We start from the raw sequence: 12,017 nt of genomic DNA on the forward strand, positions 1-12,017 counted from the left end.
TATTGATGCTATAAGACGGTAGCCCTAAACAATTTAAAGATCAAAATGTGGAGCGATGCGCTGATGGAACTTTTAAGTAAAAATATCTGTTTTGATGGTGAACAAAGAATTTACCAAACTCAGTCAAATTATTTAAAAGGGGCAACGAAGTTTGCGACATATCTTCCGCCTCAAGCATTAAAAGGGCAGAAATGTCCTGCATTATTCTATTTAGCAGGACTGACCTGTACAGAAGAAACCTTTATCATAAAGGCGCATGCACAGCGCTTGGCATCTCAGCTTGGTTTAATCTTGATTACACCTGATACATCACCTCGTGGTGAACACGTTGCACAAGGCGATTCATGGGATTTGGGGCAGGGTGCAGGATTCTATCTCAATGCAACTCAAGCACCTTGGGCTGAGCATTTTCAGATGGAAAGTTATATTGTAGATGAACTTTATCCATTGCTAATAAAAAATTTACCGATTCAATCTGAAGCTGTGGGAATCTTTGGTCATAGTATGGGCGGGCATGGCGCACTAACACTGGCTTGGAAATATCCAAATTATTTTAAATCAGTATCTGCATTTGCACCGATTTGTGCACCGACAGAATGTCCTTGGGGTGAAAAGGCTTTTTCTCATTATTTAGGCGCTGATCAGTCTGAGTGGACAAAGCATGATGCGACTCAATTACTGCTTTCTAAAGGTCAGTTATTTGACGAAGTGCTTATCGATCAAGGTATAAAAGATCAGTTTTATAGTCAATTGAATCCCGAGAAATACCAACAAGCTTGTCATAAAGTTGGGCAAAAACTCACCTTAAGATTTCATGAAGGTTATGATCACGGTTATTATTTCATTCAAAGTTTTATTGATGACCATTTACAATTTCATGCTTTGCAACTACAAAAATAATTGAATCGTCTAACAAAAACTGAATTTTGAGTAAAAGTAAATCGTTGTTTGCTTTTACTCTATTTCTTTCAGCGCAGAAAAAATATAAACTGCTTTTTGAGGTTTTTTATTTCATATCATTTTAGATTGTCATCAAATAATTTGAATAAAGAGAAGAATATGCAAGAACAAATACCGCCTCCATTTCCGAGTCATTTGAGTTTGGAAAAAGGCGTTACACCACCAGAAATACAGCAACCCGTAGATCAGCAATATCCTAGAATTCACCGTTTTAAATTTCACGGTGATGCGATGGAATATTTTGGTATATGGATTGTGAATATCTTATTGACCATCATTACCTTAAGTTTGTACGCGCCTTGGGCGAAAGTACGTCGTTTACGTTATTTTTATGGTAATACTGAATTCTTTAAAAGACGTTTTGACTTTACTGGTATCCCCACCAAGATTTTAGTTGGACGTTTGATTGCATTGGGTATTTATGCCGCCTTTTCAATTTCCTCGCAGTATTCCATGATTGCGACGGTGGTTGGTTTAGTGGTGCTGTATGCAGCAGTGCCATGGCTGATTCGGGCAACAATGCGCTTTACCGCAAGAAACAGCAAATTCGGCAACAGTCGGTTTTATTTTGCGGGAACCACAAAAGAATCCTATAAAGTCTTTTTTCTGAGTATTTTAATTTATATTTTTAGTTTAGGGATATTTGCTCCTGTTGCGATCTGGTTGTATAAAAAATACTACATCGATCATTTATATGCAGGGCAGTTGGATTTTAAATTGAATGCTGATTGGTCAGCTTATATGGCGGCAGTTTACATTCCAATTTTTATGTCTTTTGGAATTATGCTGGCATTTGGCATTATCTATTTCGGTATTATCGGCCTTATTGCAGGGTATACGCCAAACTTTTTTATCTTTGGTATCTTTGCGATGTACGCTGTGGCAGGGTTGTTTATTTATCCATTGATCGCGGCACGTATTTTTATTACCACATGGAACAATACAACAGTTGGCAGCAGCCAATTTAAAACAGATTGTAATCAATGGCGTTATGCATGGATTGTGGCATCAAATTGGCTGGTTAAAATATTAAGTATTGGTTTAATGTCTGCCTGGGCGGCAATTCGTATTCACAAATATCAAGTTGAGTCGATGAGTTTAATTTTGCATGATGATCCAGATCAAATGATGAATCTTGCACAGCAAGAGCAAAGTGCTTTAGCTGAAGAGATTAGCGACATCTTTGACATTGATATTTCTTTATAATGATATGAGTTGAATAATTTATGTCACGACCAATAGAAGTCATTTTCTATGATGGTGTGGTGTCTAAACCACACCATGCCCAACTTTCTGCTCAATCTGAGTCCGAAGTGCTGATTCAGTATGGTGAGCGTTTAGAGCATCAACGCCGTTATGCATATCGCGATATGGAATTAATTGGCGCACTTGGGCAATTAAATCCTGCGATTGAGCTTAAAGATGATGCACGTATTGAATTTCAGGGTGCTTTACCAGAATGGTTTAATTTGGGGGCTAAAAATGTCCAGCATTCGATCTGGAAATTAGAACGTTCTCCAAGTTTAATTGTATTCAGTATCATCTTTGTGGTGGCTTTTGTTTTTGCTTTAGTAAAATGGGGTGTTCCTGCGGCATCGCATTATGTTGCTTTTCAGCTGCCTGAAAATAGTTTAAATAAATTAGGCGATGAAGCGGAAAAATATGTGTTGAATAATTGGACTAACCCCAGTCATTTGGCACAAGGTCAAAAAGATCAAATTTCCAAGCAATATCTAAATACCATCGCTGAAGGAAAGCCAGCAAAATTGGTCTTTCGTGAAGGTGGGCGATTGGGCGCCAATGCGGTGGCTTTACCCAACAATACGATTATTATCACCGATGAACTGGTTGAAATGGCGCATAGTGATCAAGAGATTTTAGGTGTATTGGCACATGAACAAGGGCATTTGGTTGAACGCCATAGCTTACAGCAAGGCTTGACCAGTTTGGGGTTGAGTGTGCTGTATATTGCCATGACGGGAGACAGTTCAGACTTATTGACCTCGTTACCTGCTGCGATGATCGGTGCAAATTATTCACGCAAATTTGAAGCTGAGGCGGATATGTATGCGCTGAAATTGATGGATCGTAAAGGCATTGAAGTGTCTCATTTTGCTAACTTCTTACAACGCTTAGGTGATGAAACTGCGTTGGAAGAAAAACCAAAGCAAGCAGGCAAAACGGCTGAAGCTGATAAAAAAGCGGATCCAAATAAAAAACAACCTCAAAATGAATCTACTGAAAAAGAGAGCTCTTTAGAGATTTTTGATGCATTGTCTTCACATCCTGCAACTGAAGAACGCGTTAAAATGGTTCGTGATTTTGAGAAAAAACAACAGGCTAAACCTTAAACAATAAAGATAAGCGATGCTTATCTATAGATTATGCAAGGTGGCGGTGACTTGATCTAGGGCTTAATTAAGCCCTTTATTTTTTTGTATTTTTCTCAAAGACCAGAGCACTCGTTAAAACCCATATCATCAAGTAATAGGCAGTCGTTGATTAAACTAGGTTGATTGCTATGATCTGATAAATTAACCAAGATGAGTAAAACTGTTGCTTTTTAAAACAACCCAGTAGGGTAAGTTTGTTATAATAGGAAAAATTTTTATCTTTGCCAGGTTGTTTCATGTCCAAGCCATATCTGATTGCACCTTCAATTTTATCTGCTGATTTTGCCCGTCTGGGTGAAGATGTGGAACATGTATTGGCAGCTGGTGCAGATGTTGTCCACTTTGATGTCATGGATAACCACTATGTTCCAAACCTAACTTTTGGTGCGGGTATATGTAAGGCATTAAAGAAATATGGGATCAAAGCCCCAATTGATGTGCATCTTATGGTTTCCCCTGTTGATCGTATGATTGGTGATTTCTTAGAAGCAGGCGCAGATATTATTACTTTTCATCCTGAAGCAACGCATCATATCGACCGTTCATTACAATTGATTAAAGATGGTGGTGCTAAAGCAGGTTTAGTGTTTAATCCAGCAACACCTTTGCACTATCTCGACTATGTTTTAGATAAAGTGGATCAAGTGCTTTTGATGAGTGTAAACCCTGGCTTTGGCGGTCAAAAATTTATTCCTACCACTTTGGATAAATTACGTGAGGCACGTAAAATTATTGATGCTTCAGGTCGTGACATTCGTTTAGAAATTGATGGCGGTGTTGGGCCAGCAAATATCCGTGAAATTGCTGAAGCGGGAGCAGACATGTTTGTTGCTGGTTCGGCGATTTTTAGTAAACCTGATTATCAAGCTGTGATTAACGAAATGCGCGCTGAATTAGCAAAAGTTGGACAAGTTTCGGCTTAAACTTTTCCACAAATGTATTGTGTGAATTGTGGATAACTTTGATGATAACTATATGGATAACCATGTTGATAAGCATATGGATAAGCTGGGTATAGATTAATCAAAGGGTGATCAATCGTTTATCACACATGCAATTTTTGTTTAAAAAGAGCTCAAACGAGCTCTTTTTTAATAAGAATAGTCCGCTACTCATCAATTTAATTATTCATTTTTTATTCAAAGTGCAGTTGATGGAAAATTATTCAGTGATATTGGCAATCTTTCCGCGTGATATTTGCCAAACTCGTCATTATTGGCTATGCTTTAGCTTCATCTTAGATTAAAACATAGGTTTTAGTTTTGTTTAGACAACTGCACAAACGGCTTTGGTTTGTTTGTCTTATGGTTTTTGCCATAGGGTGGAGCAGTGTGTCTATTGCATCTGTAAATGTGATGCAACATGAGCAAATGATGAATTCATCGCTTTTAGATGAACATCAATCGATGATGAAAAACAGTGTTGTACAAGAAATGAAACAGCACTGTGCAGATATACAACAAAAACAAAATGATCAAAACTCGCATCTCAATCATGAGCAACAGGCGCAAAATCTAAAAGATTGCCATAATCAACAGGTTCAATCTCAAGATAGGCAACTGACTAAATGTCTAGATTGTGCTGCATTCTCATGCCAATCTTCAGTGGTTTGGTTCAATCCTGATATTCCAAAATTGATTGCACCTGATCACCTGCACAATACTCAAGCCTATCAAATCAATTACCAAGCTCAGCACCTCGCAGGGCATTGGCAAGAAATCCTACGCCCTCCAAAAGCTTAATCTGATTTTAGACACTTTTTTATTCAAAGTTGCTTGTTAAAATTTAGGTTAAGTTATGTTTATTCAGTTATCTCAAAAGCGATTAGCTCAAAGCTTGATTGCGACATTGTGCTTGGTCTCCTCAACTTGGGGAATTGCCGCAATTAAAGAATATCAACTCAGCATTGATGAAGGAATTGTCAATGTAACAGGTAAACCGGTAAAACGAATTACTGTAAATGGCCAGTTCCCCGCACCACTTTTAGAATTTGAAGAAGGTGATGAAGCGGTGATTCGAGTTAAAAATAATTTAAAGAACCAAGATTCATCGATCCATTGGCATGGTCTATTATTGCCAGGCATTATGGATGGTGTACCTGGCTTTAATGGTTATAACGGGATCAAACCCAACGAAGAATTTGTCTATAAGTTCAAAGTTCGTCAGAGTGGAACCTATTGGTATCATGCCCATTCGAAAGGCCAAGAACAGGATGGTTTATATGGTTCTTTAGTGATTTATCCAAAGAATAAAAAACCGCTGGCAGCGCATGAACGCACAGAGCGTGATTATGTGGTGATGTTGTCGGATTTTCATGAGCAAACCAGTGACCAGATCCAAAAAAATCTAAAGGTTTCCGCAGAATATTATCAAAATCGACGTGAAACATTAGGGGATGTTTGGAAACAGTTACAACGTGATGGTCTAAAAGCAACGTGGTCTGATCGCAAAATGTGGAATCAGATGCGTATGTTAAAAACAGATATGTCAGATGTGACAGGTTATACCTTTCTTGTAAACGGAAAAACCCCTGAACAAAATTGGACGGGTCTGTTTAAGCCAAATGAAAAAGTTCGACTGCGCTTTGTGAATGCATCGGCAATGTCGTTCTTTGATGTACGTATACCTCAGCTTAAAATGACAGTGGTCAGTGCCGATGGGCAGCCTGTAAAGCCAGTGGCTGTGGATGAATTTCGTATAGGTACTGCTGAAACCTATGATGTGATTGTTGAACCTAAAACCAATCATTATCAGATTGAGGCAGAGTCTATTGACCGTTCAGGATTTGCGATTGGAACACTCCACAATGAATTAACAGCAAAAAGTGCTGCTATTCATATGCCTGCTGCTCGTCCACGTGCTGTGCTGACTATGGAAGATATGGGAGGTCATGGTGGCGGAGGGATGGATCACTCTAAGATGAGTATGGGTGATATGTCAGGCATGGATCATTCAAAAATGAATGCCAACGAAATGCAAGGTATGGATCATTCAAAAATGAATGCTGACGATATGCAAGGCATGGATCATTCAAAAATGAATGCTGACGATATGCAAGGCATGGATCATTCAAAAATGAATGCTGACGATATGCAAGGTATGGATCATTCAAAAATGAATGCTGACGATATGCAGGGTATGGATCATTCAAAAATGAATGCGAATGATACCCAAGCTATGGATCATTCACAGCATCGCAATTCATCGGCAGCGCAAAAAAATGATCAAGTGGTTTATGGTTGGGCAAATGCCTCGACACCGCAAGGAGATAAAGCACTGCAATACAGTGATTTAAAATCACTAACCCCACAACCTGATACTCGGGATGCCACCAGTGAATTGGTAATTCGTTTAGGCGGAACCATGGAACGCTACGTTTGGACAATTAATGGTAAAAAATTCAGTGATGCTGAACCACTCAAAGTGAAATACGGCGAACGTATCCGAATTAAATTTATCAATGACAGTATGATGGCACATCCAATGCATTTACACGGCATGTTTATGCAATTGGAAAATGGTCAGCCTGCTGCGGATATGCCCAATAAACACACCATTGTTATACCACCTGCAAAAACAGTTACAGCATTATTAACCGCTGATGAATTGGGTGAATGGGCAATCCATTGTCATTTGCTCTACCACATGAGTGCAGGGATGATGAATAAATTGATTGTTGCCAATGTGAGTGATGGCAAAGTGTCCACCCAGCCAGTTCAAACAACAAATACCACTCAAAAGGCTGAAGTGAAAGGAGACGAACATGCAAATCATTAATCTTTTTTCTAAATCAGTTCTGGCAAGTTCATTACTTATGCTGAGTGGTTTGGCTTTGGCCCATGAAGGGCATCAGATGCAAAATGATGTGAGTATTGCGACAGACTCAGCTGTCGTGACTGATCATTCAAGCATGGATCATTCAAAAATGAATCAGTTGGATGAGCAAAGCAATCCTGTAGATCATACACAGCATCAAGCGCTTACAACCACTACGGGAGAGGAAAGCATAGCTTCACATAGTACCCATGATCATCGTAAAGAACATGGTGCGCAGGTTTATCAGCGAGTGACTATTGATAATGCTTGGATGCTGGATGAAGATGGAAAAGGTACTTTAGATTCATCTTTAGAGTTACGCATAGGTACTGATGAAAATAAGTTATTCATTAAAGGGAGCTCCAGTAAGGCTGAATCAGACAAAATAGAATATGATCTAAGTGCCCTCTATAGCCGTAACATTGCTGATTTTTGGGATGTACAGGCGGGTGTGCGCTACAGTGATAATCCTGAACGAACCACTGATCAGGAACGTGTAGATGCGGCTTTGGGTTTACACGGCTTGGCGCAGTACTTTTTTGAAACCGATGCTTATCTGTATTTCGGACAGGACAGTCGGGTTGCATTTAGCCTAGAAACTGAACGTGATTTATTATTGACACAAAAGCTGATTTTAAAGCCTTATTTAGATTTAAATGTGGTCTTTAGCGATGATTCACGCTATGCCCAAAAAACAGGCCTAAACAGTATTAAAACAGGTTTAGAAACCCGTTATGAAATCACAAAAAAGGTGATGCCTTATGTAAGTGTGGCCTATGCATATTCTAAAGGTAACAAAGAGACAGCATGGCAAACTGCAACTAACTCCGAATCAGGTTGGTTATATGGTGCAGGTCTGCGTTTTAGATTCTAAGCTTTCGTTTTTCGTATAAAGCAAAAGGTCACTTCTTTGGGAGTGACCTTTTTAAATGTAATCTTAATTTTTTAGATAAATCGACAATTCATGATTTAATGTAATTTATGAGTGATTGGTATCATGTCGGATTTTCTTGGAATTGTGTGGCTGAATCGCATATTTCATACCAAACGGGTTTGGACGAAACAAAAACATGAAATTGATTTCTAAGCACAGGATCATCATCTAAACAATTCACAGGCACAGGAAAAGACTCACTGTTTGAGCCAATTTCACCTAAAGCTGTTCCACATCTTTTACAGAATGTTCGGGCATAAGCAAATGGAGATTCAGGAGTATATGTTTGTATGAACTCTTTACCTTGAAGCAAATTAAAAGATTCTTTTTTAACGAAAACAATTGTGCTAGAACCTAATTTTCGACAACGAGAACAGTGGCATGTTCCCATCATATCGGGCGTAGTATTTAATTCAAATTTTATGGAACCGCAGCAACAACTACCTTTAATCATAATTATTTTCTCTTTTTAGGAAAGCTAAATAATTAATTTATCAAAAAAAAGCATTTATGTCATGTCTTTAAGTTTCTGCAATGCCAGCAACACGTTCAAGCTGGTTATTTACAAACTTAAATTCCATTCCATGCTCTGTATCTAAATCATAGTGAATAGAGAGGGTTAAGGTATCGGGTGCACTCACACGCAAATTTAACATGGTCTGTATATAAGGATTATGAGATTCCACATCTTGAATATTCAATGCAGCCTCACCTGATTTTTCTGGATTTTCATAATAATGTGCATAAAGCTTTTGATAGCGTTCAAAAGCATGTTGCTGAATGGTCTGAATATGTTGTTCAATACTGTTGATAAATAACTGGTAGGTTTTCGCAAAAGCGTTGAGTTGATCTAGATTGGGCGTTTCTTCGATTTCATCGCCATCTTCATCAAACTCTTCCCCTAAGAAAATCTCCCGATCAGCATTTTGATTAAAAAAACAATGTGAAAAAAATGTTTCTGAACTAAACCCAGCCCAGCTCGGGTGGATATCACCCCAATAATCATGTTTCATGGTTTTGATTCCTGATTTTTATATTTAGCATGCTTGATCATAAAGTAAGCCTCATGAAAAAAAATTATTCGAAATGTAAAAAAGGTCAAATTTTGTAAATTTTAATAAATTCCTCAACATGAGTTGATATAATTAGGCTTCTTCAGGAGGAACGACCTCCCTCAATTTGAGAAAAATCGTCAGGACGGCCTGATTCTAATTTAAATTTGGAGCTGGTCATGGCTTGGGTTTTTCTTATTTTTGCAGGTATCTTTGAAATCGTTTGGGCATATAGTATGAAATTGTCCGAAGGTTTTACAAAGCTTACACCAAGTATTGTCACCTTATTTTTCATGATTTTAAGCTTTGGTCTATTGGCATATGCGATGCGTACTTTGCCATTGGGAACTGCTTATACCATTTGGACAGGGATTGGAGCGATAGGCTCGTTCTTGGTTGGTATTTTTATCTTGGGCGAACCTGCAACAGCAATGCGTATGTTCGCTGCTGTACTGATTGTTTCTGGCTTAGTTTTAATGAAACTTTCTTCGACTTAATTTATTGAAATGTTTAAGTGCTATTTCTGTAGGAGATAGCACTTTTTTTACGTGTAGTTCATGGTGTAATCAATAGTGGAAACACCCAATAGAAAATGGTGAATGTGTAATGGCATGGGTTTTATTGGCAGTTGCGGGTGTACTTGAGGTGGTTTGGGCATATTTTATGAAGGTGTCTGACGGGTTTACCAAGCTGACACCGAGTATCTTGACCATCATCTTTATGATTGCAAGTTTTGCATTACTTTCTTATGCAATGAAAACATTACCACTTGGTACTGCTTATACAGTGTGGACAGGTATTGGTGCGATTGGTTCTTTTGCTGTCGGAATTTTCTTTTTAGGTGAAGCTGCTTCAGCGATGCGGATGTTGGCTGCTGTATTGATTATTTCAGGTCTTATTTTGATGAAATTATCTTCAAGCTAAGTTAAGCTGTTGGTGAGTTGGAAAGGGAATAAGGACATGCAACTTTCATTTATGGAAATGAGCTCCCCAGTCGGGATATTAAAATTAGTCGCCCACGATCATGCCTTGGTTGCAGTACTTTGGGAAAATGAAAATCCTAAACGGGTTCGTCTGGCTGAATTAATTAAAAACAATACACATCCTGTTTTGTTGGAGACGGCGAAACAATTGAATGAATATTTTCAAGGAAAAAGAACCCAGTTCGATTTACCGCTAGATTTTGCGGGGACTGAGTTTCAGCAGAAAGTTTGGCAAGCTTTATTGACGATTCCATTTGGTGAAACGCGTAGCTATAAAGAGATCGCAGAACAGATCGGAAATGTCAAAGCGGTTCGGGCGGTAGGCGCAGCGAATGGTAAAAATCCCATCTCTATTATTGCGCCATGTCATCGTGTGGTCGGGGCTGATGGTAAATTAGTGGGTTTCGCGGGTGGGTTGGATAATAAGGATATTCTTTTAAAAATTGAACAAGTGCCATAGACTCAACGCTATTCATTATTACATTACAATTTAAAATGATTGCTCAAATTTTTGCACCATTATTATCAAATCTAGGTTGGATCGTTTTACTTTTCGTTGCGATTACGCTGGTTAAATTCTTTAAGCCCTTTTTAAAAGGGAAAATAGGTGAATTTGCTGTCAGCACCCATGTCAAACTCTATTTAGACAAAGAAAATTATATTTTATTAAATGATTGTACTCTGCCTGATGAGCAAAATCAGACCACCCAAATAGATCATATTTTATTAAGTCCTTATGGTATTTTTGTCATTGAAACAAAGAATTATAAAGGTTGGATATTTGGTGGCGAGCGTCAAAAGATTTGGACACAAAAGATTTATAAAAAGAGCTATAAGTTCCAAAATCCATTACATCAAAATTATAAGCACCAAAAAGTTTTAGAAAGTGTGCTCACAGATATTGTTGATTCTACTCAGATCCATTCAATCGTAGTTTTTATGCCTGATTGCGAATTTAAAACCCAAATGCCAAACCACGTCTTTCGTGGTGCAGGTTGGACAGATTATGTCAAACAATTTAAGCAAATCAACATTTCTCCAATGAAATTAAAACGTATTCAGTATCGTCTAGAGAAAGAAATTTTAGAAAAGTCGTGGAAAACCAATCGCCAACATATACAAAGCCTTAAAGATAAATATACTGAGAAATGAACATATTACTCATAATCAACATCGTACTGATTAAATTATATTTTTTGTATGATTGGATCCGTATCCTGTAACTGTGGCATTAAGATCAGCAGAGGATGAGGGGAAAAATCACTCATCCGCAGCTTTAGACTTTAACCATTTCCATTGCCCATTTTTAAATTGGTAAGTGTCGATCCACCATCTTGCGCCACCTCGACATGAGCTGGTCATTTGTTTCTTCTGGGTAATCAGTTTGAGATCCGTCAATCCAGAACATTGTGCATGGCTAAAATCAATTTTTTCTTGGTCCAACACTTGATAATCTTTACTTTTAGGTCGATAGAGAAAAATATCAAAAATAGAATAAACCCCCATTCCCATGTCAGGTGTAGACACAGCAATATCGGTATATCCATCAAAATTATAGTCTTGAAAATGAATCTGTCGTTTTCGTTCAAATGGTAATTCTGCAAGATCAAATGCTTGCTGTTTAGCCGCTGTTTGAATGATGAGTTGACCTGATTCGTCATCGCCATCTTTAAAAATAAAATGGGTTTTTTGCCCATTCACTACATCGTTAATATTGCGATTTACAGTTTGTTGTTGAGGTTGGGCAAATGCGAATGGGGTTAAAAGTAAACTTGATAGCATTGTTGTCGTGAGTGTTTTGTACATTATTATTCTCATTGTCATTCCCATTGTTTTAGGGGATTTCCAAGTTTCAGCTGTTTATTGAAACTTGGATGCT

Annotated in this window: 14 protein-coding genes; 11 read left to right on the forward strand and 3 right to left on the reverse strand. The window is 38.1% G+C overall.

The window, feature by feature from the left end:
* Positions 1-63 precede the first annotated feature (63 nt).
* From fghA to FHR28_RS03090, 7 genes are all read left to right on the forward strand, one after another.
* Entirely contained in the window at positions 64-900 is an 837-nt protein-coding gene (gene fghA / locus FHR28_RS03060; protein WP_056515610.1) for an S-formylglutathione hydrolase, read from the forward strand.
* Between the two features lie 159 nt (positions 901-1,059).
* Positions 1,060-2,166 carry a YjgN family protein gene (locus tag FHR28_RS03065; protein WP_166781897.1) on the forward strand — a complete coding sequence of 369 codons (1,107 nt, stop codon included), beginning with the start codon at positions 1,060-1,062 and terminating at the stop codon, positions 2,164-2,166.
* Positions 2,167-2,186: 20 nt separating this feature from the next.
* Positions 2,187-3,311: a M48 family metallopeptidase gene (locus FHR28_RS03070; RefSeq protein WP_171527294.1), complete on the forward strand. Its 1,125-nt coding sequence runs from the start codon at positions 2,187-2,189 to the stop codon at positions 3,309-3,311.
* Positions 3,312-3,589: 278 nt separating this feature from the next.
* A complete protein-coding gene (gene rpe, locus FHR28_RS03075) occupies positions 3,590-4,276 on the forward strand; it encodes a ribulose-phosphate 3-epimerase (protein ID WP_151801562.1) in 687 nt (228 codons plus the stop codon).
* A 408-nt stretch (positions 4,277-4,684) separates the two neighbouring features.
* Positions 4,685-5,095 (forward strand): hypothetical protein, encoded by a 411-nt coding sequence (locus FHR28_RS03080; protein WP_228722730.1) that lies wholly within the window; start codon positions 4,685-4,687, stop codon positions 5,093-5,095.
* Positions 5,096-5,150: 55 nt separating this feature from the next.
* Complete coding sequence (locus FHR28_RS03085; protein ID WP_166781898.1) at positions 5,151-7,130, forward strand: multicopper oxidase domain-containing protein; 1,980 nt, start codon at positions 5,151-5,153, stop codon at positions 7,128-7,130.
* On the forward strand, positions 7,117-8,043 hold the full coding sequence (locus FHR28_RS03090; RefSeq protein ID WP_166781899.1) for a copper resistance protein B: 927 nt from the start codon (positions 7,117-7,119) through the stop codon (positions 8,041-8,043). Before FHR28_RS03085 ends, FHR28_RS03090 begins: the two co-directional genes overlap by 14 nt.
* A 121-nt stretch (positions 8,044-8,164) precedes the next feature.
* On the opposite strand, the gene FHR28_RS03095 is transcribed toward FHR28_RS03090, so the two are convergent.
* Together FHR28_RS03095 and FHR28_RS03100 are read right to left on the reverse strand one after the other, a co-directional pair.
* Positions 8,165-8,557, reverse strand: coding sequence for a GFA family protein (locus FHR28_RS03095; protein ID WP_166781900.1), 393 nt, complete (start codon positions 8,555-8,557; stop codon positions 8,165-8,167).
* Between the two features lie 67 nt (positions 8,558-8,624).
* Positions 8,625-9,116, reverse strand: a complete 492-nt coding sequence (locus tag FHR28_RS03100) for a DUF6985 domain-containing protein (RefSeq protein WP_166781901.1) — start codon at positions 9,114-9,116, stop codon at positions 8,625-8,627.
* Positions 9,117-9,334: 218 nt separating this feature from the next.
* Here FHR28_RS03100 and FHR28_RS03105 point away from each other — a divergent pair, with 218 nt between their 5' ends.
* The 4 genes from FHR28_RS03105 (at position 9,335) to FHR28_RS03120 (ending at position 11,290) form a co-directional block, all read left to right on the forward strand.
* Complete coding sequence (locus tag FHR28_RS03105) at positions 9,335-9,652, forward strand: DMT family transporter (RefSeq protein WP_056515587.1); 318 nt, start codon at positions 9,335-9,337, stop codon at positions 9,650-9,652.
* A gap of 109 nt (positions 9,653-9,761) precedes the next feature.
* The gene (locus FHR28_RS03110) at positions 9,762-10,079 is read left to right on the forward strand and encodes a DMT family transporter (protein ID WP_034617609.1); all 318 of its coding nucleotides are present in this window, start codon (positions 9,762-9,764) and stop codon (positions 10,077-10,079) included.
* A gap of 36 nt (positions 10,080-10,115) precedes the next feature.
* Positions 10,116-10,598 carry a methylated-DNA--[protein]-cysteine S-methyltransferase gene (locus tag FHR28_RS03115; protein WP_004723675.1) on the forward strand — a complete coding sequence of 161 codons (483 nt, stop codon included), beginning with the start codon at positions 10,116-10,118 and terminating at the stop codon, positions 10,596-10,598.
* A 35-nt stretch (positions 10,599-10,633) separates the two neighbouring features.
* The gene (locus FHR28_RS03120) at positions 10,634-11,290 is read left to right on the forward strand and encodes a nuclease-related domain-containing protein (protein WP_166781902.1); all 657 of its coding nucleotides are present in this window, start codon (positions 10,634-10,636) and stop codon (positions 11,288-11,290) included.
* A gap of 108 nt (positions 11,291-11,398) precedes the next feature.
* Here FHR28_RS03120 and FHR28_RS03125 read toward each other — a convergent pair whose 3' ends face one another.
* Positions 11,399-11,944 carry an XAC2610-related protein gene (locus tag FHR28_RS03125; protein ID WP_154129609.1) on the reverse strand — a complete coding sequence of 182 codons (546 nt, stop codon included), beginning with the start codon at positions 11,942-11,944 and terminating at the stop codon, positions 11,399-11,401.
* Positions 11,945-12,017 lie beyond the last annotated feature (73 nt).

It is taken from the genome of Acinetobacter sp. BIGb0196, from assembly GCF_011759595.1.
Classification (GTDB): domain Bacteria; phylum Pseudomonadota; class Gammaproteobacteria; order Pseudomonadales; family Moraxellaceae; genus Acinetobacter; species Acinetobacter guillouiae.

Excerpts from the sequence above, each read along its gene's own strand:
- fghA (WP_056515610.1), top strand. The coding sequence starts at position 64 with ATGGAACTTTTAAGTAAAAATATCTGTTTTGATGGTGAACAAAGAATT.
- FHR28_RS03065 (WP_166781897.1), top strand. The coding sequence starts at position 1,060 with ATGCAAGAACAAATACCGCCTCCATTTCCGAGTCATTTGAGTTTGGAA.
- FHR28_RS03070 (WP_171527294.1), top strand. The coding sequence starts at position 2,187 with ATGTCACGACCAATAGAAGTCATTTTCTATGATGGTGTGGTGTCTAAA.
- rpe (WP_151801562.1), top strand. The coding sequence starts at position 3,590 with ATGTCCAAGCCATATCTGATTGCACCTTCAATTTTATCTGCTGATTTT.
- FHR28_RS03085 (WP_166781898.1), top strand. The coding sequence starts at position 5,151 with ATGTTTATTCAGTTATCTCAAAAGCGATTAGCTCAAAGCTTGATTGCG.
- FHR28_RS03090 (WP_166781899.1), top strand. The coding sequence starts at position 7,117 with ATGCAAATCATTAATCTTTTTTCTAAATCAGTTCTGGCAAGTTCATTA.
- FHR28_RS03095 (WP_166781900.1), bottom strand. The coding sequence starts at position 8,557 with ATGATTAAAGGTAGTTGTTGCTGCGGTTCCATAAAATTTGAATTAAAT.
- FHR28_RS03100 (WP_166781901.1), bottom strand. The coding sequence starts at position 9,116 with ATGAAACATGATTATTGGGGTGATATCCACCCGAGCTGGGCTGGGTTT.
- FHR28_RS03105 (WP_056515587.1), top strand. The coding sequence starts at position 9,335 with ATGGCTTGGGTTTTTCTTATTTTTGCAGGTATCTTTGAAATCGTTTGG.
- FHR28_RS03110 (WP_034617609.1), top strand. The coding sequence starts at position 9,762 with ATGGCATGGGTTTTATTGGCAGTTGCGGGTGTACTTGAGGTGGTTTGG.
- FHR28_RS03115 (WP_004723675.1), top strand. The coding sequence starts at position 10,116 with ATGCAACTTTCATTTATGGAAATGAGCTCCCCAGTCGGGATATTAAAA.
- FHR28_RS03120 (WP_166781902.1), top strand. The coding sequence starts at position 10,634 with ATGATTGCTCAAATTTTTGCACCATTATTATCAAATCTAGGTTGGATC.
- FHR28_RS03125 (WP_154129609.1), bottom strand. The coding sequence starts at position 11,944 with ATGTACAAAACACTCACGACAACAATGCTATCAAGTTTACTTTTAACC.